The 23,805-nt window shown below is 49.5% G+C and carries 19 protein-coding genes; 16 read left to right on the forward strand and 3 right to left on the reverse strand.

The window, feature by feature from the left end:
• The first annotated feature begins 44 nt into the window (after positions 1 to 44).
• The 6 genes from ACEN86_RS07090 (at position 45) to dnaJ (ending at position 7,349) form a co-directional block, all read left to right on the forward strand.
• Complete coding sequence (locus ACEN86_RS07090) at positions 45 to 506, forward strand: N-acetyltransferase (RefSeq protein ID WP_495633610.1); 462 nt, start codon at positions 45 to 47, stop codon at positions 504 to 506.
• Between the two features lie 240 nt (positions 507 to 746).
• Positions 747 to 2,300 (forward strand): stalk domain-containing protein, encoded by a 1,554-nt coding sequence (locus ACEN86_RS07095; protein WP_495633611.1) that lies wholly within the window; start codon positions 747 to 749, stop codon positions 2,298 to 2,300.
• Positions 2,301 to 2,497: 197 nt separating this feature from the next.
• The gene (gene hrcA / locus ACEN86_RS07100) at positions 2,498 to 3,526 is read left to right on the forward strand and encodes a heat-inducible transcriptional repressor HrcA (protein ID WP_495633612.1); all 1,029 of its coding nucleotides are present in this window, start codon (positions 2,498 to 2,500) and stop codon (positions 3,524 to 3,526) included.
• A gap of 48 nt (positions 3,527 to 3,574) precedes the next feature.
• The gene (gene grpE / locus ACEN86_RS07105) at positions 3,575 to 4,192 is read left to right on the forward strand and encodes a nucleotide exchange factor GrpE (RefSeq protein ID WP_495633613.1); all 618 of its coding nucleotides are present in this window, start codon (positions 3,575 to 3,577) and stop codon (positions 4,190 to 4,192) included.
• 50 nt (positions 4,193 to 4,242) lie between these two features.
• Complete coding sequence (gene dnaK / locus ACEN86_RS07110; RefSeq protein ID WP_495633614.1) at positions 4,243 to 6,087, forward strand: molecular chaperone DnaK; 1,845 nt, start codon at positions 4,243 to 4,245, stop codon at positions 6,085 to 6,087.
• Between the two features lie 137 nt (positions 6,088 to 6,224).
• A complete protein-coding gene (gene dnaJ / locus ACEN86_RS07115; protein WP_495633615.1) occupies positions 6,225 to 7,349 on the forward strand; it encodes a molecular chaperone DnaJ in 1,125 nt (374 codons plus the stop codon).
• 167 nt (positions 7,350 to 7,516) lie between these two features.
• On the opposite strand, the gene ACEN86_RS07120 is transcribed toward dnaJ, so the two are convergent.
• Together ACEN86_RS07120 and ACEN86_RS07125 are read right to left on the reverse strand one after the other, a co-directional pair.
• Complete coding sequence (locus tag ACEN86_RS07120; protein ID WP_495633616.1) at positions 7,517 to 7,795, reverse strand: YxcD family protein; 279 nt, start codon at positions 7,793 to 7,795, stop codon at positions 7,517 to 7,519.
• A gap of 2 nt (positions 7,796 to 7,797) precedes the next feature.
• Positions 7,798 to 8,214, reverse strand: a complete 417-nt coding sequence (locus tag ACEN86_RS07125) for a hypothetical protein (protein ID WP_495634239.1) — start codon at positions 8,212 to 8,214, stop codon at positions 7,798 to 7,800.
• Between the two features lie 246 nt (positions 8,215 to 8,460).
• On the opposite strand from ACEN86_RS07125, the gene ACEN86_RS07130 reads away from it, so the two are divergent.
• The 7 genes from ACEN86_RS07130 to ACEN86_RS07160 all read left to right on the forward strand — a co-directional run bounded on the left by ACEN86_RS07130 (position 8,461) and on the right by ACEN86_RS07160 (position 13,625).
• Positions 8,461 to 8,829, forward strand: coding sequence for a hypothetical protein (locus ACEN86_RS07130; RefSeq protein ID WP_495633617.1), 369 nt, complete (start codon positions 8,461 to 8,463; stop codon positions 8,827 to 8,829).
• 32 nt (positions 8,830 to 8,861) lie between these two features.
• A complete protein-coding gene (locus ACEN86_RS07135) occupies positions 8,862 to 9,035 on the forward strand; it encodes a YfhD family protein (protein WP_495633618.1) in 174 nt (57 codons plus the stop codon).
• 136 nt (positions 9,036 to 9,171) lie between these two features.
• Positions 9,172 to 10,137: a 50S ribosomal protein L11 methyltransferase gene (gene prmA, locus ACEN86_RS07140; RefSeq protein WP_495633619.1), complete on the forward strand. Its 966-nt coding sequence runs from the start codon at positions 9,172 to 9,174 to the stop codon at positions 10,135 to 10,137.
• A 3-nt stretch (positions 10,138 to 10,140) separates the two neighbouring features.
• Entirely contained in the window at positions 10,141 to 10,824 is a 684-nt protein-coding gene (locus tag ACEN86_RS07145; protein ID WP_495633620.1) for a site-2 protease family protein, read from the forward strand.
• Between the two features lie 100 nt (positions 10,825 to 10,924).
• On the forward strand, positions 10,925 to 11,689 hold the full coding sequence (locus ACEN86_RS07150; protein WP_495633621.1) for an RsmE family RNA methyltransferase: 765 nt from the start codon (positions 10,925 to 10,927) through the stop codon (positions 11,687 to 11,689).
• Positions 11,690 to 11,693: 4 nt separating this feature from the next.
• A complete protein-coding gene (gene mtaB, locus ACEN86_RS07155; RefSeq protein ID WP_495633622.1) occupies positions 11,694 to 13,034 on the forward strand; it encodes a tRNA (N(6)-L-threonylcarbamoyladenosine(37)-C(2))-methylthiotransferase MtaB in 1,341 nt (446 codons plus the stop codon).
• A gap of 159 nt (positions 13,035 to 13,193) precedes the next feature.
• Positions 13,194 to 13,625, forward strand: coding sequence for an NUDIX hydrolase (locus ACEN86_RS07160; RefSeq protein ID WP_495633623.1), 432 nt, complete (start codon positions 13,194 to 13,196; stop codon positions 13,623 to 13,625).
• Positions 13,626 to 13,633: 8 nt separating this feature from the next.
• Here ACEN86_RS07160 and ACEN86_RS07165 read toward each other — a convergent pair whose 3' ends face one another.
• Positions 13,634 to 14,623 carry a Na/Pi cotransporter family protein gene (locus ACEN86_RS07165; protein WP_495634240.1) on the reverse strand — a complete coding sequence of 330 codons (990 nt, stop codon included), beginning with the start codon at positions 14,621 to 14,623 and terminating at the stop codon, positions 13,634 to 13,636.
• A gap of 127 nt (positions 14,624 to 14,750) precedes the next feature.
• Between ACEN86_RS07165 and ACEN86_RS07170 the strand changes: the two genes are divergently transcribed.
• From ACEN86_RS07170 to addA, 3 genes are all read left to right on the forward strand, one after another.
• Positions 14,751 to 16,127, forward strand: a complete 1,377-nt coding sequence (locus ACEN86_RS07170) for a class I SAM-dependent rRNA methyltransferase (protein WP_495633624.1) — start codon at positions 14,751 to 14,753, stop codon at positions 16,125 to 16,127.
• Between the two features lie 221 nt (positions 16,128 to 16,348).
• Positions 16,349 to 19,903: a helicase-exonuclease AddAB subunit AddB gene (gene addB, locus ACEN86_RS07175; RefSeq protein WP_495633625.1), complete on the forward strand. Its 3,555-nt coding sequence runs from the start codon at positions 16,349 to 16,351 to the stop codon at positions 19,901 to 19,903.
• Positions 19,900 to 23,805, forward strand: a complete 3,906-nt coding sequence (addA, locus tag ACEN86_RS07180; protein ID WP_495633626.1) for a helicase-exonuclease AddAB subunit AddA — start codon at positions 19,900 to 19,902, stop codon at positions 23,803 to 23,805. The genes addB and addA overlap by 4 nt, the downstream gene beginning before the upstream one ends.

Consider the following 23,805-nt stretch of genomic DNA (forward strand, 5'->3'; position numbering starts at 1 on the left):
AGTGTATATTTATTCATATTATATACAACTCAGGGGGCAGTATAATGGCTGTGGTATGCAGACAGGCGGTATTATCAGATGTTGAACCGCTTTTTGAAATGATAGAAGAATATGCACGCCGGGGGATTATGCTGCCACGCTCACGCAAGGTTCTGGAACAGCAGATCAATGATTTTGTTGTTGCGGAAGTAGACGGAGTCGTCGTTGGATGCGGTTCCCTTTGCCTTCTGGGACAAGATCTGGTAGAGGTTCGCTCGCTTGGGATCTCCGAAGGTTATCAAGGAATGGGAATCGGTTCTAAGATTATTGACGAGCTGATCAAACAGGCAAGAGAGCGGAAAATTCCAAAGATAATGGCGCTGACCTATGAGGTCTCTTTCTTTAAGAAGAACGGTTTTACCGTTGTGGATAAAGAGATTTTCCCGGAGAAAGTTTGGACGGATTGTGTAGTCTGCCCGAAGCAGCATGCATGTGATGAAATAGCTGTTCTGAAGATTCTGAACTAATGTGACTCATTAACTTATACATTCTTAATAACCACGTAATAGACCACGAACCTTATTAGCGTATTCATTTAGCTAATATGCGGGAGTGGTTTATTTTCATAAGAGGGAACTCTCGTAAATTTAGCGAAAAAAGATCTATGTTTATTGAACTAGTTAAGAAAAAACATTCCCTTTATTGGTACTTTTATCCTATAATTAACTGAGGGTAAAACTATCTAGTAGACAGAATGGGGAAAAAAGATGAAGAAAGTAGTAGTGTTGGTTTTGTTTTTATCACTTATATTACCTGCTACGGTATTTGGAGCTGATCAGGGGATCAACGTCTATATAGACGGAGTAAAGCTGCAATTTACCAGCAAACCGATTCAAGAGAATGGAACTACACTCGTTCCCTTGAGGACAATTTTTGAAGGTCTGGGCGCTAATGTAAAGTGGGATGCAAAGACTCAGACTGTAAAAGCTTCAAAAAACGGCGTGAACATTGAGATCAAACTAGGACAGAATTTCGCCATTCGAAATGGCAAGAAAATCTCATTAACTACAAAGCCGCGTACTATTAACGGAGTGACTTATGTCCCTTTGCGTTTTATCGGTGAATCGTTCGGGAACACGATCGAGGTAAAGGGTAAAGTGATCAATATCATTTCTCCGCAGCCTCCTTCATTTGAATATGATGCGGGTTCGAATAAGCCAGCCCAGCCTAGTTCCAATCTATCCGTACAGGAAATTGGCAAGCTGTCAAATCGTGTAGTCTACATCGAAACCTATGACGGCTCCAACAAGCCGATCGCTACGGGCAGCGGAATTATTGTAAGTAGTGATGGCAAAATACTGACGAACTACCACGTGATCGACGGGGCTTCTTCAGTAAAAATAGAATTTAATGATCAGCGCTCTTTCACAACTTCAACCTTGCTGGTCAAAGATGAGAATATTGATCTTGCTCTATTAAAAATTCCTGCTACTAATCTGCAGTTCGTTAGTATAGGTGATTCTACTAGTCTTCAATTAGGAGAAGAAGTTGTTGCGATAGGCTCCCCTCTGGGTTACAAGAACACTTTGACGAGCGGGGTAGTTAGTCAAACTTCAAGGAATGTGGGCGGACACAACTTCATTCAAATTTCTACACCTATTGATCATGGAAGCAGTGGAGGAGCTTTGTTCAACATGAAGGGGGAACTGGTAGGGGTGACCTCTGCGGGCATTCAAAGTTCAGCCAATATTAACCTGGCTATCCCGTCCAGCGATGTAAAAACATTTCTGGCGAAGCCTCAAGCCGAACAGAGTTTGGGTGCGTTGGTGCAATCAAAGCCAAATACTAGCATTACTGCTGTTAATAGTGAAGGTGCCAAGACTCTTGAAAAATATTTGAATGACAATTACGGCGGTCTAACCTACGATGGCGTGGATTTGGACTTCGAGTGGTTCGTCATTCCTTCCGAGGATCGAACGATGTATCTTATCGGTGGGACCATGGAGGATGGTGACCAGTGGGCGGATTGGGTTGATAAACAGGATGCTAATGAAGACGCCATGCCAAGTATGATTTTATACCTGTCCAATGAATTGCGTAATAATTTGAAGATATCGGATACGATGGTTTCTTTGTACCTGGATGTTTATGTGAATGAATATCCAAGCAGCTTTCCAGCTGGGTCTATTACCAAAGAGGGAAGTCGCTATCACCTAGTCTACAATTTCATATTGGGCTCGGTGGACTATGACTCAGGTTACTTATATTACGTCATAGATCCTGCCAATAACAAAAATTATGTGAAAGTAAAAATTAATTAATTCCACAGCAAAACAACCCACCATTTTTATTGGCCTACTGCTGATAAAATAGTGGTACGAAGATACCGAACTGACTTGACAATGTCCAGGTTGGTTTGGTATTTTTGTATTAACGATTAGCACTCGTTAGAAGTGAGTGCTAACGATGAAGCGGTGGCTGAATAGAATGTACGATAAAGTCCGCTAGGAGGGATATCATGTTAACGGAACGGCAAAGAATGATTTTGACTGCTATTGTAGATGACTATATCCGTTCGGCTGAGCCTGTAGGCTCACGGAGCATTTCCAAGCGTGGCGATGTCGGTTACAGTCCGGCTACAATCCGAAATGAAATGTCCGATTTAGAGGAGCTTGGGTTCCTGGAACAGCCCCACACCTCTGCGGGGCGGATACCTTCACATAAAGGCTACAGATATTACGTGGATCATCTTGTTCCACCGGAAGCTATTGCGTCTGAGGAATTAATGCAGCTTAAGACATTCTATGCTGAGAAGCTGAATGTGGTTGAGCAGGTCATTCAACATGCGGGCACGATTCTCTCACATATGACGAACTATACTTCCATCCTACTGGGACCGGAGGTTTTTCATACTTCACTCCGCCACTTCCAGCTGCTTCCGCTTAATGAGGATACGGCCGTTGCGATAGTGGTCACGAATACGGGACAGGTAGAGAATAAGACAGTGTCTATTCCTGCCGGGGTGTCTGTATCGGAGATGGAGAAGGTAGTTAATCTTCTGAACAGGAAGCTGGCCGGTGTGCCCATCTTCAAGCTGAAATCTGCCCTTTACACCGAACTCGGTCAAGAGCTCCAGCGTCATGTCTCTCACGTCGAGGAAGTGATGACGGTTCTAGATCAAGCTCTGGATAGTGGTAATGAAGGTCAGCGAGTATTCCTGAGCGGGACAACAAATATGTTAACCCAGCCGGAATTCCGCGACGTCGACAAAGTGAAGAGCATCCTTGATTTGCTTGAAGAGACGCCTACTTTAATGAAAATGATGGTTTCGGCTTCTTCAGGCTCGGGTATTCAGGTTCGTATAGGTACCGAAAATGACCACGCCGCCTTTGCCAATTGCAGCTTGATTACGGCTACTTATGCCGTCGAAGGTGAAGCACTCGGAACTATAGGTATATTAGGCCCGACCCGAATGGAATATGCCCGAGTCATCGGCATACTCAATATTTTGTCGAAAGATATGACGAAATTTTTGTCCAAACATTAAATTGAATGAATAACTGCAATTTTCGTATTTTAAGGAGGTGAAGACATCTTGAAGGAACAACATCCTATTCAAGAAGAACTCAACAATGAGGTAAAGGAAGATAACATGAACCCTTCTAATGATAATGTAAATGTACCAAATGAAGAGAGTCTGGAAACGGAAGAAGTTACCCCTGCAGGTGTTGATGATCGTGCAGAATCCGCCGGATCTGAAGAGTCAGCTGAACTGGAACAGCTTCGCAACGAGGTACAGGAGCATCAGCAGCGGTTCCTGCGTTCTCAAGCTGATTTTGACAACTTCCGCAGACGTACGCTGAAAGAGAAAGAGGAGCTTGCGAAGTATGCTTCCGCCAAGCTGATTACCGAGCTTTTGCCGGTAGTAGATAACCTGGATCGCGCTCTTGCAGCTGTGCAGGAGATTGCAGAAGCTGAGTCGTTCTCCAAGGGAGTAGACATGATTTTCCGTCAATTGGAGGGTATTCTGTCCGCAGAAGGACTTGCTCCGATGAATTCAGTAGGCCAGCCATTTAACCCGGAATACCATCAGGCGATTATGCAGGTGGAATCGGATGAATATGAAGAAGGCATCGTTGTAGAAGAAGTGCAGAAAGGTTATCTGCTCAAAGATAAAGTTCTGCGTCCTGCAATGGTTAAAGTAAGCGGCTAACTTACACATAAGCAAGATGAACATTACATCCTTAAGGAGGAAATATACTAATGAGTAAAGTTATCGGTATCGACCTTGGAACAACGAACTCCTGCGTAGCAGTTATGGAAGGCGGCGAAGCCGTTGTTATTCCTAACCCGGAGGGTGCGCGCACAACTCCTTCCGTAGTTGGTTTTAAGAAAGATGGAGAGCGTGTTGTAGGTGAAACGGCCAAGCGTCAAGCAATCACTAACCCGGACCGTACCATCATCTCAATCAAGAGACATATTGGTACGAATCACAAAGAATCGATCGACGGTAAAGACTTCACACCGCAAGAAATTTCTGCAATTATTTTGCAAAAATTGAAAGCTGACGCTGAAGCCTATCTTGGACAACCGGTAACCCAAGCGGTTATCACGGTTCCTGCTTACTTCAATGACAGCCAGCGTCAAGCAACCAAGGATGCGGGTAAGATCGCGGGCCTTGAAGTTCTGCGTATTGTGAACGAGCCAACGGCAGCAGCACTTGCCTACGGTCTTGAGAAGTCCGAAGATCAGACAATCCTGGTCTATGACCTTGGCGGCGGTACATTTGACGTATCCATCCTTGAACTGGGTGATGGATTCTTCGAAGTTAAAGCGACAAGCGGGGACAACCGTCTTGGCGGGGACGACTTTGACCAAGTTATCATTGATTACCTCGTTGCTGAATTCAAGAAAGATCAAGGTATTGATCTGAGCAAGGATAAAGCGGCTGTACAACGTCTGAAAGATGCAGCTGAGAAAGCGAAGAAGGAATTGTCCGGTGTACTTACAACAACAATCTCTTTGCCGTTCATCACTGTAGCAGACGGAGTGCCTCAGCACTTGGAAGTGAACTTGACTCGTGCGAAGTTCGAAGAGCTGTCTGCTGATTTGGTAGAGAGAACTCTCGGACCAACTCGCCGTGCGCTTAGCGATGCAGGTATGACTCCTGCAGATATCGACAAAATCGTTCTTGTCGGCGGATCTACTCGTATTCCTGCCGTTCAGGAAGCGATCAAGAAACTGACTGGCAAAGAACCTCATAAAGGTGTTAACCCGGATGAAGTAGTTGCCCTTGGTGCTGCCGTGCAAGCTGGCGTACTTACTGGTGACGTTAAAGACGTAGTTCTTCTCGACGTAACTCCGCTTTCCCTGGGTATCGAGACTGCAGGCGGCGTATTTACGAAGATGATCGAGCGCAACACTACGATCCCTACAAGTAAATCTCAAGTGTTCTCCACTTATGCGGATAACCAGCCTAGCGTAGAAATCCACGTGCTTCAAGGCGAGCGCGAAATGGCTGCAGGCAACAAAACACTTGGTCGCTTTATGCTTGGAGATATTCCTCCAGCACCGCGCGGTGTGCCTCAGATCGAGGTTACTTTCGACATCGATGCCAACGGTATCGTTAACGTATCTGCTACAGATAAAGGAACGAACAAGAGCCAGAAGATCACGATCACTTCTTCCAGCGGTCTGAGCGATGCTGAAGTTGAAAAAATGATGAAGGATGCAGAACTGCACGCTGAGGAAGACAAGAAGCGTAAAGAGCTGGTTGAAGCGAAAAATGCTGGAGACCAACTTGTATATTCTGTTGACAAAACCATCAAAGACCTTGGTGAAAAAGCAGATGCTGGTGAAGTTGAAAAGGCAAATGCAGCCAAAGACGAGCTGAAAAAAGCGCTGGAAGGCGACAACCTGGAAGAAATCAAAGCGGCTACCGAGAAATTGACCGAGATTGTTCAGCAGCTTTCTGTTAAACTGTATGAGCAGGCTGCACAGGCTCAGCAAGCTGAGGGCGCTGAAGGTGCTACTGCAGGCGGAGCAGCAGGTAAAGATAACATCGTTGACGCTGATTATGAAGTGGTTGACGAAGATAAAAAGAACTAATCACCAGGATTGGTGTTATAGCTTATTTAGGTAACAGGGAAGGTCAAAGCGCATAGGCATCCCGCGCTTTGGCTTTCCTTTTGCCTAGCTAAGTCACTTTGCAGTGCTAGCCTTTAAAGATATGGGGGGTGGAACAATTGGCAGAGAAACGCGATTACTATGAGGTCCTGGGCCTCGGTAAAAGTGCTTCTGACGAAGAGATTAAGAAGGCTTATCGAAAGCTTGCACGTCAATATCATCCAGACGTCAATAAAGCTGAGGATGCGGAGTCAAAGTTTAAAGAAGTTAAGGAAGCTTATGATGTCCTCAGTGATTCTCAGCAGCGTGCCCGCTATGATCAATATGGACATATTGATCCGAACCAAGGCATGGGCGGAGGGTTCTCCGGTGACTTTGGCAGCGGTGGTCTAGGTGATATCTTTGATATGTTTTTTGGCGGCGGCGGGGGTAGAAGAGATCCGAATGCCCCGCAGCGCGGAAATGACCTGCAGTACACGATGACAGTAGAATTTAAAGAAGCTGTGTTCGGTAAAGAGTCTGACATTACGATTCCGCGTACCGAATCCTGCGATACCTGCTTCGGGTCAGGCGCCAAGCCTGGAACGAAGCCGGAGACATGTTCTGTCTGTCATGGTTCCGGACAACAGGAAGTGGTTCAGAATACGCCATTTGGCCGTATGGTGAATCGCCGTCCGTGCAGCAATTGCGGCGGTGCAGGCAAGATTATCAAAGAGAAGTGCCCAACGTGCCATGGTAATGGCCAAGTGAAGAAGCAGCGCAAGATTCATGTTCGTATTCCTGCAGGAGTCGATGATGGCGCACAGCTTCGCATGTCCGGAGAAGGGGAAGGCGGGCTCCGCGGAGGTCCGGCTGGCGATCTCTATATCGTGATTCGTGTGAAGCCGCATGACTTCTTCGAACGTGAAGGAGACGATATATACTGTGAAATTCCGCTTACTTTCGCCCAGGCCGCTTTGGGAGATGAAATCGAAATCCCGACCCTTACGGAGAAAGTCAAGCTCAAAATCCCGGCGGGTACCCAGACCGGTACTTACTTCCGTTTGAAAGGAAAAGGAGTACCCCGGCTGCGCGGAATCGGACAGGGCGATCAGCATGTTAAGGTCGTCGTAGTTACGCCAAGCAAGCTTACTGAGGATCAGAAGGATCTGCTTCGTCAGTTCTCGGCACTTGAGGGCGAGCATACGCATGAGAACGAGCAATCGTTCTTTGATCGTATGAAGCGCGCCTTCCGCGGAGATTAATACGATCATGTAACCCTCTGGAACGAACCTTTTAATATTCAGTCCTTACCCAAAAAGCTGTTCTATAAGTCGCCAGACTGTAGGACGGCTTTTTTATTTGGCACCCGAACAAGTACAGGCATATAGAAAGCCCACTGCCATAGGCAGTGGGCTTGTCTAATGTGTATTTAGTTGGCGATTCTGGCTGTGATCTCTTCATCCAGATCCAATGTAACATCTTCCCGGAATACCCGAAGACCATATTCCGTGTGAGCGTACAGCAATATAGCTTCAATAATGTTGGCTTCCACGAGATACTGACTTCTGCTATGAACCCATACCTCAGCCGTGTATCCCGTATCTTCATCCCAGGCTAGTTCAACCTGAACTTCGGTAGGACGAACGTCTTTGCGCTGAGCCATATGGAGACAAATCGCGTTGATGATTTCATCCATACTGAGAACCATATTTAGTATCTTCCTCCGCGGTGATCGTTATATCTCGGCTTCTTGAATCTTCGGAACAGGGCAATTCCGATCATAACCACTACATAAATGGCGAGCAGGTTAATCATCAAACCGATAATGCTTCCGAAAGCACCCATATTAGAGAACATTCCACCGAAGAGCATTCCTGCAAGGCCGCCGATCATAAGGCCCTTCATAAATCCTCCACCGCTGAAAAATCCGCGGTTAGCTGATTGTCCGGTATTTGTAGTTGAAGATTTCTTAGTCGAATCATAGTCATTGGATTTCTTAGGCGTGTTGGTGTAAGAACGCGTGCCGGATTTAAATCCTCCGCCCGAACGTTTAGCATCGACTGCATGAGGTGCTGTGAATGCAAAGAACAATGTAAACGCCATAACGACAAGCATTAATTTCTTCATCATGTGTGTCTTGAAGCCTCCTATAAAGATATATTGTTGTTTGTCTATAACATTTAATACGGAAGCAGCAGGAATCGGTTTCATTTTTATATGGCAAAATAGTCTTCCCTTAACAAATGATATTATTTGCCGAATAAATCAGCCCCATGCGCCGCATCCTAAATCTCCAAGAAGCTTGTGAATCTTAATTTAACGACTGCCCTGAATAAATCATTAGCACCAATGACGAGAAAGGTGGACGATAATATGACCGAGAAAAATATTCTGGCCTACTTCAAAAGCCCGGAAGAGGCCGAGGGAGTCCAGCGTAAGCTTCAGGCCCTTCGGGTGGTGGATATGTCCATCACCCGGTTCAGCCGGTATCCAGGCGAAGGCTATGATCCTGTTAATATGTTCTCGGGCGAGTGGAGTTCCCTTGCCTCCCTTACCCAGGATGCTGAGATTACGAATCACTCCGCAGGAATACTTGCTGCTGCAGACCCGGCGGCAAGCGGGATGAGCGACGGAGGTCAAGGCGGGCCATCGGGGAGAGACATTCTGCTTACAGTTGTAGTCGATGAGAGCTCTCACCATCAGGCACTGCGAATTATTGAAGAAGCAGGTGGCATGCTATAGTGGCAGCCTCAAATGATAAAGGAGTGAATGAAATGACCAAGAAGCCTGCATATATCAAGCGCTTTACAGGCAAGGTGCCTCATAATCTTAAGGGCAGCTACCTTGATGTGGAGTTCTCCGAAGAGCGTGCGGACCAGGAAGACTGGGAAGCCCTGCAGCGGAGTGAGCGGGCGGATGCTCGTCAGCACGGCAATCGATCCGTGTAAAAGGAAACTACTCGCTGTAAGTTCAACACCCGCCGATATTTTTACCGGCGGTTTTTTTATGCGGGAATTTTGTCTCTCTTCAATTTGTATAGTACAATGAGAGTTATGCAATTAGGAAAGAGGAGGCATTTAACTCATGAATTGGAGAGAGTTAACTATACATACAACAGAAGAAGCGGTGGAGATGATCACTAATTTTATGCATGAAGCAGGTGCAGGCGGTGTATCCATCGAGGAGTCTATACAGAGCAGCAAGCTGCAGGATTTATCCTATGGACAATGGTATGAGCTGGAGCCTAACGATATTGCTGAAGGGAAAGCAAGAGTGAAGGGCTATTTCCCGGAGACAAGTAATGTAGAAGAAGTGTTACAGGAAATCAAGCCTCGAATCGAAGAGCTGAAGGATTTTGGCATTGATGCGGGTGAGCTTAAATATGACATCAAGGATGTCCATGAGGATGACTGGGCGAATAACTGGAAGCAGTATTTCAAGCCGCTGCGTGTATCGGATCGCTTGACCATCAAGCCGACCTGGGAGCAGTACGAACCGGAGACTCCCGAGGAGCGCATTATTGAACTGGACCCCGGGATGGCGTTCGGTACAGGAACTCACCCTACGACAGCTCTATGCCTTAGAACACTGGAAGGCGTGATCCGCGAAGGGGACGAGGTTGTGGACGTGGGGACTGGCTCGGGAATATTGGCGATTGGGGCCGTGAAGCTTGGTGCCAAGCATGTGCTGGCCATTGACCTTGACCCTGTAGCGGTTGTAAGCGCCAGAGAGAATACGCTGCTTAACGGGCTGAGCGAGCAGATTACTGTGCATGAAAGCGATCTGCTTTCAGTATTGAAGCAGGGAACTGATGGATTAGGCATTAACTTGCCTGTACGCGTTGTGGTAGCTAATATCTTGGCTGAAATTATTCTGCTGTTCATTGATGATGTATATCAGGCCCTTGAACCAGGCGGATACTATATTGCTTCAGGGATTTATAAGAACAAAGAGCAGCTGGTAGAAGACGCTTTGATCAAGGCGGGCTTTGAAATAACGGAAACGGCACGTGAAGAAGATTGGTTGGCTTTCGTGGCCAGGAAGAGGTAAGGTATGGAATTCCTGAATAGACTATTTCGATTTCCTCTGGATCAGCTCCCATTCTTTCTTACGGCGCTGATTATCGCCTTTACAGTACATGAATTTGCGCATGCCTATTTTGCGAATAAGTTCGGTGATCCAACCGCCAAGCTGCTCGGCCGGGTAACTCTTAACCCGGCTGTTCATTTCGATTTTCTCGGTGTGTTGATGCTGCTGATCGCAGGGTTCGGTTGGGCAAGACCCGTCCCTGTTAATCGGGACAACTTCAGTAATCCTCGTTTGATGGGAATTATTGTCTCCGCGGCGGGTCCAATCAGTAACTTGCTGCTCGGGATTTTAGGAACTGTGGTCTATGCGGCGCTATTTCATTTTGGCGTCATGAATTCGTTATGGTTAGATAGTGAGCCTACCAAGCTGGCCGAGGCGATCTCGTCCTTTTTCTACTACTTTAACTTGATGAATTTCTTCCTGTTCTTATTCAACTTAATTCCTCTGCCTCCACTGGATGGATATCGTATTATCGAGGATTTAGCACCTCGCTCCATGCTGGGCAGACTGCAACAATTTGAACGTTGGGCCATATTTATCTTCCTGCTTATTCTGTTCATACCGGAGCTGCAGCGTTATACCATTACGCCGCTGTATAATACAGCAAGTTCAATGTATCTAAATCTGTTTCATCTTGTATCAGGATAAGCAGATAGGAAGACACTGGGAGAGTGTTTTTCACACTGGTCAGCCTACGCCAAAAGTTGTATGATGTACTTTGATGATTTTGGACAAGGATGGTTGAGACATGCAGCGTTATTTCATTTCGTCTGAACAGTTCGGAGAAGCTTCAGTAACGATTACAGGCGAAGATGCCAGGCATATTGCCCGGGTAATGCGGGGTAAGCCGAAGGATAAAGTTATTGTAAGTGACGGCGTCTCCAAAGAGGCGATCGTCGAGCTTCAGACCATTGAACCGCTGGAGGTTCAGGCGGTAATTGTTGAACATCTCACATTGTCCCAGGAGCCTTGGCTCCAGGTGACTGTGGCTCAGAGCCTGCCTAAAGGCGATAAAATGGAAATCGTTATCCAGAAATGCACCGAGATCGGTGCTGTTTCTTTTGTTCCTTTTTTGTCAGAGAGGACGATTGTCCAGTATGATGCGAAGAAGGAAGAGAAGCGGATAACCCGCTGGCGCAAGATTGCCAAGGAAGCTGCTGAACAAGCTCACCGCAGCATGATTCCTGAGGTTGAACAGGCTTTATCCTGGAAACAGCTGAAAGCAGGGTTCACAGCCTATGATCTCGTCTGCGTATGTTACGAGAAGGAGAATGGCAAACATCTGCGTGACGTGCTGCAGCCTTGGTCGAAGCAGCTGAACAGGGACCAACAATATCGGATTTTGATTATGGTCGGCCCTGAAGGTGGATTCACCGAGAAAGAAATTGAAGAAGCCGAGTCGGCAGGTGCTGTATCTGTCGGGCTAGGCAGGCGTATTCTTAGGACGGAGACGGCTGGAATGGCCGCCCTGACATGTATGCTTTATGAAACCGGAGAAATGGGGGGAGCATGACATCATGCCATCCGTAGCATTTTACACTTTGGGCTGCAAAGTGAACTTTTATGACACAGAAGCCATTTGGCAGCTGTTCAAGAATGAGGGCTATGATCAGGTCGATTTCGAACAGACAGCTGACGTATATCTAATTAACACCTGTACCGTAACCAATACAGGAGACAAGAAGAGCCGGCAGATTATCCGCCGTGCGGTCCGCCGCAATCCGGATGCTATTATAGCGGTAACGGGTTGTTATGCCCAGACTTCACCTGCTGAAATTTTGGATATTCCTGGCGTAGATCTTGTTATCGGTACACAGGACCGGGATAAAATCATGCCTTTTATCCAGCAAATTCAGGCGGAGCGTCAGCCGATTAATGCGGTTCGCAACATTATGAAGACCCGGGAATTTGAGGAGCTGGATGTGCCTGATTTTGCCGATCGTACCAGAGCGTTCCTCAAAATTCAGGAGGGCTGCAACAACTTCTGCACCTTCTGCATTATCCCTTGGTCCCGTGGACTGTCACGCAGCCGTGATCCGCAAAGTGTGATCAAGCAGGCACATTCCCTGGTTGCCGCCGGTTTCAAGGAGATTGTTCTGACCGGGATTCATACCGGTGGATATGGCGACGATTTGGAGAATTACCGCCTGTCCGATCTGCTCTGGGACCTCGACAAAGTCGAAGGACTTGAGCGTATTCGGATCAGCTCGATTGAAGCAAGCCAAATTGATGAGAAGATGCTTGATGTACTGAAGAATTCGAGCAAAATGTCCCGTCACTTCCATATTCCTCTTCAAGCGGGCAGTGATGAAGTGCTGAAGCGTATGCGCCGCAAATATACAATTGCCGAGTTCGAAGAGAAAATTCGGTTAATCCGTGACTTTATGCCGGATGTAGCCATTACGACAGATATTATCGTAGGCTTCCCTGGTGAGACCGATGAATTGTTCCAGGAAGGTTTTGAAGCGATCAAGAGAATCGGATTCTCGGAAATGCATGTCTTCCCTTATTCCAAACGTACAGGTACTCCAGCAGCCAGAATGGAAGATCAGGTCGATGAGGAGATTAAGCATGCCCGTGTTCATGATTTGATTGATATGTCAGAACAGATGCAGCTCGCTTATGCAGAGAAATTTGTGGGTCAGGTTCTGGATGTCATTCCTGAACGTGATGAGAAGGGCCTCTGCGGCCCGGGCAAGTTGATGGGCTACAGTGACAACTATCTGCAAATTCTGTTCGATGGTCCTGAAGAGCTCCGGGGCGAGGTATGCCGGGTTAAAGTAACTAAGGCGGGTGTAAATACTTGTGAGGGGCAGCTCGTTCGTGTGCTTGACTCTACGCCTGAAGCGATCGCTTAATCCAAGTAGACCGGAGACTTAGGGTACATCCGTGGAACCGGGTTAACCCATATAATAAGTGGTGGAATAAATAACAACAAGGATTTCAACCCGCTTCGGGCTGGAATCCTTGTTGTTCAAATACAAATGTACAGCTTTACAAGAAGGAGGCCTGACAGCATGTCATTCAAAGAAATATCCGCGGGCGGAATTGTGTACCGCCGTGTTCAGGACCAGCTGCAAATCCAGCTGATTACGGACCGTTATGGCAAAATCTCTTTTGCCAAAGGAAAGAGAGAACCCGGTGAGACGATTGAGGAGACTGCTCTTCGGGAAATTGTAGAAGAGACGGGTGTAACCGGGCGCATAGTGCAGCCAATCGATATTATTGCATATACTTATCACCATCCCCAGCACGGCAATGTAGACAAAGAAGTGCACTACTATTTGGTTGAATGTGTGAGCGGTGATCTGCGTCCGCAGGTGGAAGAGATTCGCGGTGTAGCCTGGTATGAACCGACAGAAGCTTGGGAAAAGCAGCAGAAGTCCGGCTATGACAATAATGATTTTATATTGGAGAAAGGCCTTAAACTGCTGGGCCTTGAGCTGTAATCGTAGCTTTAAGCCGCTTTGCCAGCTGGAGGAAGGTTTTTGCCTGATGACCATATTGGCAGATAGCAGATCGGAAGGGCAAGCACGGAACAGACCACATTGAACAGGGTCTGGCTGTGGGCAATTTGAGAAGCTGGATCATCCGTTAGCCATGCAGAGACGGCCTGCAGACTATGTACAAAGGGAAGGAACAGGACGGCTCCTCCCAGATTGAGGAGGATGTGTGACCAGGCAACAAAGCTGCCTGAGCGGGTACCGCCGATGGAAGCGATCAGTGCAGTTACACAGGTCCCCACATTAGAACCAATTACCATAGCAATACCTAGTTCTACAGGCAGAGCGCCCGATCCAACCAGGGTCATTGTCATCCCAATCACCGCTGCACTGCTATGGACCATAGCTGTCAAAATAGCGCCTGCGGCGGCTCCCCACAGCAGGCTGTCGGACGCCTTTCTGACGAGCCAGTCCAGAATTCCTGCTGCCTCAAGTGCCGGACTAACCGATTGCATCCATTTTATAGCAATCATAATCATGCTGAAGCCGGCTGCAGCCAGAGCTCCATATTGAACAGCTCTCAGCTTAGCAGTAAAGTTTCCGTCTAGGCCTAGGATTTCCTCCATCAAGATCGAGGCCGCCCAGAAGACGGAAGAGATAATAAGCATGGGGATACCGATTTGGGTGAAATTAAAGGCGATGAGTTCCGTAGTCAGACACGTGCCGATATTCCCCCCGAGGATGATTCCAAGCGTGCGTGCATAAGTAAGGAGGCCCGCGTTCACCAGCCCGATTGTCATTACCGTGACAGCGGTACTGCTCTGAAGCACGGCGGTGACCAAGGTGCTGAACATCATCCCCTTCAAGGGCGTTGTTGTGGATGCGTTCAGCAGCTTGGTCAGCAGAGGGCCAGCCCATGCCTGAAGGGCGGACTCCATAATTTTCATACCGAACATAAAGAGGGAGAGTCCGAGTGTTAGTGGAATCATAATTTCACGAAGCAGCAGGATGAATCCCTCCTTCTGTTGTTGTGAGCGTCTAATGTTAAGCTATGCGAAGAGTAATACAAGCATGCCAAGCCTTTGGTTGGCTATATTGATATTTAATACGAAGAAATTGGAGTGATATTTGGTGGCATCTGTAATCTTGTCGCGCAGCCGGAGAAAAAGGCTGGAACAGGGACATCCTTGGATCTATAACAATGAAATTGAGACTATAGAAGGGGAAGCTCAGCCTGGTGAACTTGTTGAGATTCTGAATCATCAGCGCAAATATCTGGCTACGGGATATTACAATCCCAAGTCCCAGATCACGGTCAGAGTGGTGTCTTATCGTCCTGTGGAAGAAATGGACGAGGCATTTTTTATCAGAAGATTCAAGGACTGTCTACAGATGCGGGAACGCTTTGTGGAGGAGAATGCATACCGCCTTGTGTATGGCGAAGCTGATTTCCTGCCGGGGTTGGTGGTGGACCGCTTTGGCGATGTGCTCGTCATCCAGGTGTTAACTCTTGGGATGGACCTTCGGCGGGAGCAGATCGTGAAGGCGCTGGTTCAGGTTGTACAGCCCACCGGGATTTATGAACGCAGCGATGTCAGCGTCCGCGAGATGGAAGGGCTGGAACAGATCAAGGGGCCGCTGTACGGCACCTGCCCGCGTCACGTGACGGTGATGGAGAATGGCCTGATTATTTCTGTAGATATTGAAGAAGGCCAGAAGACAGGTTATTTCTTCGATCAGCGTGAGAATCGCGCTTCCATTGAACCGCTCATGACGGGCTGGGGAGCCCGCAGCGGAATAACGGTTCAGGAGGTTGCCGGAGATGCTAGCGAGACTAGACGGGTACCGCTCAACAGTAAGGGCAAAGAAGTTACATTCCCCTACTGGGATGGGGCTACAGTGCTGGAATGCTTCTCCCATACCGGAAGCTTCACCCTTCATGCCTGCAAATATGGGGCGAAGAAAGTCACCTGTCTGGATATTTCGGCCCATGCCATTGAGAGTGCCAAAGCCAATGTGGAACTGAACGGCTTCGGAGAACGGGTGGAGTTTGTTGTTGCCGATGCTTTCGATTATCTTCGTGAACATGTCAAAGGCGTAGACGAACGTAAAGTTCGTGCCCAGGCTTCGGACAGCAAGGCCGATACTTCGGTGCCAATGACTGCGGGCGGTGGACGTACCTGGGATGTGGTGATTCTGGATCCACCCGCTTTTGCCAAGACGAAAAGTGCGGTTAAAGGAGCTACCCGGGGATATAAGGATATTAACCTGCACGGGATGAAGCTAGTGAATGAAGGCGGTTATTTGGTGACCGCAAGCTGCTCCTATCATATGCGACCAGAGCTCTTTCTGGAGACGATCCTGGACGCGGCAGCTGATGCCGGCAAGGTACTCCGTCTGGTGGAGTGGCGCGCAGCTGGCAAGGATCACCCACAGATTCTAGGCGTTGAGGAAGGTCATTATTTGAAGTTTGCCGTCTTCGAGGTGCGGAGCAAGACGAGTCTATAATTTAGGCCGCTTAAGTACGATAGTTCCATAAGTCACATAATTAGAAAGCACCCAATCAAGGGTGCTTTTTTTGTTGTGAAGTAGAACGGGAGAGGTAGCTAAAGGCAAATTTTACAAACATACGTTCTCTGCTTGGGCCACTCTATGTGATATAATAGGAATCATATTTTGTCCGTACAAAAAGCGTATATAGACGGATCATGGGGCGGGAGGCCTGTAGCATGTCACTTCAATTTATTATTGGCCGGTCGGGCAGCGGGAAGAGCAGTCTGGTGCTCGAACAGGTTCGAACAACACTGCGCGAGGACCCTTCAGGGCCTCCGATCATTATACTGGTTCCTGAACAAGGAACATTTCAGATTGAACGGGCTTTGGTAGGGACTGAAGAGCTCAAAGGTACGATTCGGGCTCAGGTACTCGGCTTTCGAAGGCTGGCGCTTCGGGTTATGCAGGAGACGGGAGGCTCAGCTCTGATACCGATTAGTGATGAAGGTAAAAGAATGCTGCTGTACAAAATCATGCGGCGCCGCAGAAGCGAGCTTAAATTATACAAGAATGCGGGCGATCAGCTGGGGCTGATTGACCGTTTGAATATTTTATATACCGAAATGAAGAAGTATACGGGCGATGCGTCAGCACTTGAGCATTATTATTCTCAGCTGCGGGAGGAGGAAGGGGAATCCCCGCTGCTGAGGGACAAGCTGCATGATCTATCACTGCTCTATAAGGAGTTCGAAGAAGAGCTTTCCCACCACTACGTGGACGCAGAGGATCATGTGACCAAGCTGGCTGAGGGTGCGGAGAAGTCTGAGTTCTTGAGAAATTGCGAAATTTGGATTGACGGCTTCTATACGTTCACACCCAAAGAATATGAAGCGATTGGACAGCTCATGAAGACAGCATCCAAGGTCCGAATTTCCCTTACGTTGGACAAGCCCTATGATCAAGGCACGCCGCCTCATGATCTGGATTTGTTCCATCCTACAGCACTGGCTTACATAAAGCTCAGAGCCCTGGCAGAGTCCCTATATGTTGATATCGAAGATACATTGGTGTTAGACGCCAAGCTCTACCCGCGGTTCGTGCAGAGCAGGACGCTGGCCCACTTGGAGTCTGCCTATGAACGGCGTATCAGGTGGCAAGGTGAGCTTCCCCAAGACTTTCATAGCAGTCTGAGCCTGCATCCAGCGCCTGACCGCAGAGCGGAAGTTGAAGAGGCTGCCCGTGCCATCCAGAGCCTTGTGAGAGATAAAGGGGCACGCTGGAGGGATATAGCCGTATTTGTGAGGAACTTAAGTGATTATGAGCATATCACCGCATCGGTGTTTGAAGATTACGAGATCCCCTACTTTCTCGATCAGAAACGTTCGGTGCTGCATCATCCACTTATTGAGTATCTTCGTGCTGCCCTTGATGTGGTGCAGAAATACTGGAAATATGATGATGTGTTCCGCTGCGTCAAAACGGATTTCGTCCTGCCGCTAGATGGGTCAATGACTAGAAACGATATGGACGCGCTCGAGAATTATGTTCTGGCAAGCGGGGTTCATGGGTCGAGATGGACCGATCAGCGTCCTTGGAAAGGGAGACCGAGCCTGTCGCTCGAGAACTCTGCAGATGAGACTTCTGCCAACAGGGGTATGGAAAGGATCGAGCTTTGCCGCCAAGCGATTGCCATCCCTTTAGGGGCTTTCGAGAAGCGGCTCAAGAAAGGGAAGACCATTCGCGAGAAATGTGAAGCTATATATCGGCTTCTCGAGGATATCGAAGCTCCTCAGCGGCTGGATCTGCTTGCCCATCAGGCCTTGACGAAGGGGCATCCGCAAGAAGCAATGGAGCATAGACAGCTGTGGGGAGCTATCTTGGATCTGCTGGATCAAATGGTTGAAATGATGGGCCAGGAGACGTTAAGCAGTGAGATTTTTGCTGGGATTCTGGAGACGGGTCTGGAGAGCTTGAAGCTGGCCTTGGTTCCGCCCTCTCTGGATCAGGTTCTGATCGGTTCTACCGACAGAACTCGAACCAGTCATGTAAAGCATGTGTTCCTGCTGGGAGTAAATGAAGGGATTATGCCGGCGCTGATTCAGGAAGAAGGCATCCTGACGGACCAGGAGAGGACCCTTCTCGCTAAGACAGGAATGCAGCTCTCACCCGGCATCACGCGTCAGCTGCTTGATGAGAGGTTCCTGATCTATCACGCGCTGTCCGCTGCAAGCTGCTCGCTTTGGGTGAGTTATCCGTGCGCAGATGAAGATGGGAAGCCGTTGCTGCCTTCCGAGGTGATTCGGCATATTTACACGATATTTCCGGCGCTGCGCGGAGAGACTCAGGACTCATTATCTCCGGCCCTGGAAGCCGCTGATATGGCGAAAGTAACGCATCCTTCCCCGACACTAACCGAGTTAATCGGTCAGCTGCGTCTATGGAAGACCGGAACGGAAATTGCTCCGGTCTGGTGGGATGTGCTGGAATGGTACCGGTCCAGACCGGAGTGGAGCGCGAAGCTGAACCAGCTGCTCGGTTCACTCGGTTATCGCAATCGAACCCATGCCCTTACTCCGGCTACAAGCCGCAAGTTATACGGCAAAAGACTGCGGACCAGCGTCTCCCGGATGGAGCGGTTCGCGTCCTGCCCATTCTCGCATTTTGCATCCCATGGATTGAAGCTTAGAGAGAGGCAGCTCTACCGGCTTAAAGCTCCCGATATAGGTCAGCTCTTCCATGCCGCCTTAAGCTCCATGGCAGTGACCTTCAAAGAGCAGAACCGAAGCTGGGGCAGTCTGTCCGCTGAGGAATGTGTCAGAGAAGCCGAAGCGGCTGTGGACAAGCTGGCTCCCAAGCTGCAGGGCGAGATTCTGTTAAGCTCGAAGCGCTACGGGTACATTTCACGAAAGCTGAAGAATATCGTGGGCCGGGCTTCTGTCATTCTCGGGGAACAGTCCCGCCGGGGAAGCTTTGAGCCGATTGGGCTGGAGCTTGACTTTGGACCAGGACGAACGCTTCCCCCGCTTACTTTCGAACTGCCGAACGGCTGTGTCATGGAGATCGTCGGCCGCATTGACCGCGTCGATATGGCTGAAGGCGAGCAGGGAATTCTTCTGCGCGTTATTGATTATAAATCGAGCCAGACCGATCTGAAGCTTCACGAGGTGTATTACGGCCTCTCGCTCCAGATGCTTACTTATCTGGACGTTATCATCAGCTCGGCGGAAGAGTGGCTTGGAACTTCGGCTGTACCGGCCGGCGCCTTGTATTTCCATGTGCATAATCCTCTTCTCCAATCTGCCAACGGGCTTGACCCGCAGCAGGCAGGCGCGGAAATGCTCAAACGGTTCAAGATGAAAGGCCTGCTGATGGCGGACAAGGAAGTCATTTCCCGCATGGATGGATTGCTTGAGAAAGGCTATTCGGAGATTCTTCCTGTTGCGTTAAAAACAGACGGGACCTTCTACAGCAGCGCTTCTGTAGCTACTCCGGACCAGTGGGATACGCTGCTTCAATCGGTCAGAAATACAATTAAGGGAATCGGAACACGGATTACCGGAGGAGACGTAGCGATTGAGCCCTACCGGATTGGGCAGGAGACGGCATGCACGCACTGTTCTTACAGACCCGTGTGCCAATTTGATGAGACGATGGAAGACAATAAATACAATATGCTGGTGAAGCCGGGCAAAGAGCAGACGTGGGATCTGCTGGAGAAACGCAGCCGTCAGACGGATGCTGCATGGCTGCCTTCGGGAGAAGCCCGGATTAGAGAGGAGGGACTGGAATGAGCATGCCCAAACCGCTTGGAAGTAAATGGAGTGATGATCAGTGGAACGCCATTTCCCAGTCCGGAGGTAATATGCTGATTGCAGCAGCAGCGGGATCAGGCAAGACGGCGGTGCTGGTAGAGCGGATTATCCGCAAAATATCAAATGTGGAGACGCCGCTTAGTGTGGACCGACTGCTGGTGGCCACATTCACCAAAGCTGCAGCCTCGGAAATGCGCGAGCGGATTCGCTCGGCCCTGGAGGCACTGCTGGAAGAGGACCCGTCGAATGAGCATTTGAGTCGTCAGCTGGCTATGCTCGGGCGGGCTTCAATTACGACGCTGCACTCTTTCTGTCTGGAAGTGATCCAGCGGTATTATACTCTGATTCCGCTAGATCCCGGCTTCAGAATCGCCTCAGAGAGCGATGTGAAGCTGCTCCGTCAGGAGGTACTTGAGGAGCTGTTCGAGGAGAAGTACGGAACTGAGACAGAAGGAGGAGCCTTCCTGTCTCTGGTGGATTGGTTCAGCGGGGAGCGCAGTGATGATGCGATGTTCCTGCTAGTCCAGCGGTTATATGACTTCTCCCGAAGCCATTCCTGGCCGGATCACTGGCTGCGCTCGACGGCAGCACTGTTCGAAATGGCGGAGTTAGAGCAGATGTCGGAGAGCCCATGGGTGAAGTCTGTACTTGCCGATACCATGCTGACTTTGAATGGGGTGTGCGATCTGCTGAAGCAGGCGAAGGACATTGCGTTATCCCCCGGCGGTCCCGCTCCCTATGCGCTCTCTCTGGACGAGGATCTTGAAGTGGTTGAAGGACTTCTCGAAGCCGTTTCCTTTCAGCCATGGGAGAACCTGTATCATGTGTTCCAGTATTCAGGCTTCGGCAAGCTGAAGCCCTGCAAGAAGGACCAGACCGATCCCGTTCTTCAGGAGCGTGTAAAAGGCCTGCGCGAAGAGGCCAAGAAGACGATATTGGAGCTGCGCGGCCAGCTGTTCGGGCGCCCGGCGGAAGACTTTGTGGCTGAACTGCATAAGGCTGCTCCGCTAATGCATGAGCTGGCAGAGCTGATTATTGCTTTTGCTAAGAGATACCAGGAGGAGAAGCGGGCCAAAGGCTGGCTGGACTTCTCGGACCTTGAGCATTATTGTCTGCAGATCCTGAGACACCCGGACTCAACCCCGGAGAATATCATTCCCTCCGATGCCGCTTTAGAGTATCAGATGCAGTATGAGGAGGTTCTGCTGGATGAATATCAGGACACGAACACAGTTCAGGAGGACATTGTACGTCTGATATCGACGACGAATCCCGGCAACAGATTCATGGTGGGTGATGTGAAGCAGAGTATCTACCGCTTTAGACTGGCGGAGCCCGGCTTATTTCTGGATAAATACCGGGTCTACGGCCCGGATTTCTCGGGAGAGGGACTCCGAATTGATCTGGCACGCAATTTCCGGAGCCGGAGAGAGGTCGTGGGCGCAGTCAATTATTTATTCAGACAGATGATGAATGAAGGCGTGGCGGAAATCGCCTATGACACCCGTGCAGAGCTTGTCTATGGGGAGGGATTTCCGGAGAACTCCCCGGATAGCTCCGGTTATCTTCCCGAGCTGCTGCTAGTTGACCGAAGCAAGACGGACACGTCGGCAGAAGAGAGCGCAGCGGAACTGAATCCGGAAGATGAAGGCAGCGCGGAAGACGCGGCGGAGCTGGAAGCAGTTAGGCTGGAAGCGCGTCTGATTGCTGCCCGCATCCATGAAATGATGGGGGAGAACGGGAAGCCCCTCCATATCTATGACAAGACAGCGCAAGAATATCGTCCCGTTCAGTACCGGGATATGGTAATCCTGCTTCGGTCTACACTTTCCTGGGCCCCGGCCATGATTCAGGAGTTGCGGCTTGAAGGCATTCCGGCTTACGGAGAACTAAGTCAGGGTTATTTTCAGGCGTCCGAAGTGGAGATTATGCTGTCCATGCTTCAGGTTATCGACAATCCCCAGCAGGATATCCCGCTCGCTTCTGTTCTTAGATCTCCGATCTACGGATTGACGGAGGAGGAACTGGCTGGAATCCGCTTGGCAGCCCCGAATGGCGGCTTTTATGAGGCGGTTCAGGCCGCTTCAGCGGACGAATCGTCCGGCGAGGAGCTGTCTCGCAAGCTTGGAGGATTCCTCACCCAACTTGAAGGCTGGAGGACTGAAGCCAGACAGGGCGAACTTGGACGATTGATCTGGACTATATACAGAGAGACAGGGTACCTGGACTGGGTTGGAGGCCTGCCGGGCGGAGCGCAGCGTCAGGCTAACTTAAGAGCGCTCTATGACAGAGCGCGGACTTATGAGCAATCCACCTCTTCAAGGGGGCTGTTCCGCTTTCTTCGATTTGTCTCCAGGCTGAAGGAGAATGGCGGAGACTTTGGTGCTCCGGGTACGGGCAGTGATCAGAATGAAGGTATCCGAATTATGACGATTCATAAGAGTAAGGGATTGGAATTTCCTGTTGTGTTCGTTGCAGGACTGTCCAAAATGTTCAACCGACAGGATATGAATGCTCCCTTCCTGATGCATAAGGAGCTTGGATTTGGTCCGAAATTTGTTGATGGTGATACACGGGTAAGCTACCCTACCCTGCCCAACCTGGCTATTCGCAGACGTGCGAATATGGAATTGCTGGCTGAGGAAATGCGGGTACTCTATGTGGCCCTAACCCGTCCTAAGGATAAGTTAGTGCTGGTGTCTGCTGTTAAAGATCTTCCCAAGGCTGCAGCGGTCTGGAGTCAAGCGCTTCAGAATGAAGATGAAATGCTTCCTGACTATATGCTCGCCCGGGGCCGGAGCTATCTGGACTGGATCGGTCCTGCCTTGATCCGTCACCCGGCAGCCTCTCTGCTTAGAGAGCTTGCCGGTGTGGGTGAAGAGGCGGGCGCTAGGCTCGGGGCACCGTCTTTGGAATGGCGATTTGGAGTCCTGTCATCCCAAGATATACAGCGTCAGGCTGCGGTTGCATCTGAAGATGCGGGAGAGACAGGCGAAGCCGGGGACAAAGCCGCACTTCAGGCCTTGATATCCGGCCGCCCGGTTCTTGTCAAGAAAGAGACGGACCCGGACCTATCTAGAGCTGTCGCATCCAGGCTGGGCTGGTCGTATCCCTATGAAGCGGCCAGTCAGATTTCGGCCAAGACCACCGTCACCGAGATGAAGACCATGCTTGCCATACAGGATGATCCACCAGTTAATATTCTGGAAGGCAAGGCAATGCAGGAGGAGGCCAGCCAGCCAGCTGAGCCTGCTACCTTCAAGCTTCATCTCCGCAGGCCGAGATTTATGGAGCAGCGCAGAATGACACCGACAGAGCGGGGAACTGCTTATCATACGGTCATGCAGCATGTTTCTTTTGATGCTGAACCTGTAGATCTTGCTGCGGAGGAGACTATCCGCTGGCTTGTACAGCAGCAGATTATGGCTGCCGATCAGGCTGAAGAGCTTGAACAGGACAAGATAACCGAGTTCCTGAAGAGCCCGCTAGGGCTCAGGCTCCGCCAAGCGGACTGGATTAAGCGTGAGCTTGCCTTCAGTTACGGCATTTCGGCCATCGAAGTCCATCCTATGCTTACAGGAGATGACGATGATGTCCCTGTTGAAGATCGGCTTAAGTATCAAATCCAGCAAGAGCTGGATCACGAAACTGTGCTTGTCCAAGGGATTGTGGACTGTCTGTTCTGTATCGATGGCAGGTGGATTCTGCTTGATTATAAGAGTGACCGTGTGCTGGAGCATCAGGGCGGGCTTACCGCTCTTGCCGAGAAGTATCGATTCCAGTTAGAACTTTATGGGAGAGCTATAGAGGAAATCACAGGAGCTCCCGTGTATGAGAAATGGTTGTATTTCTTTGATACGGGACAGGCCGTGAAATTATAG

This window comes from Paenibacillus sp. Paensp111 (assembly GCF_059492195.1).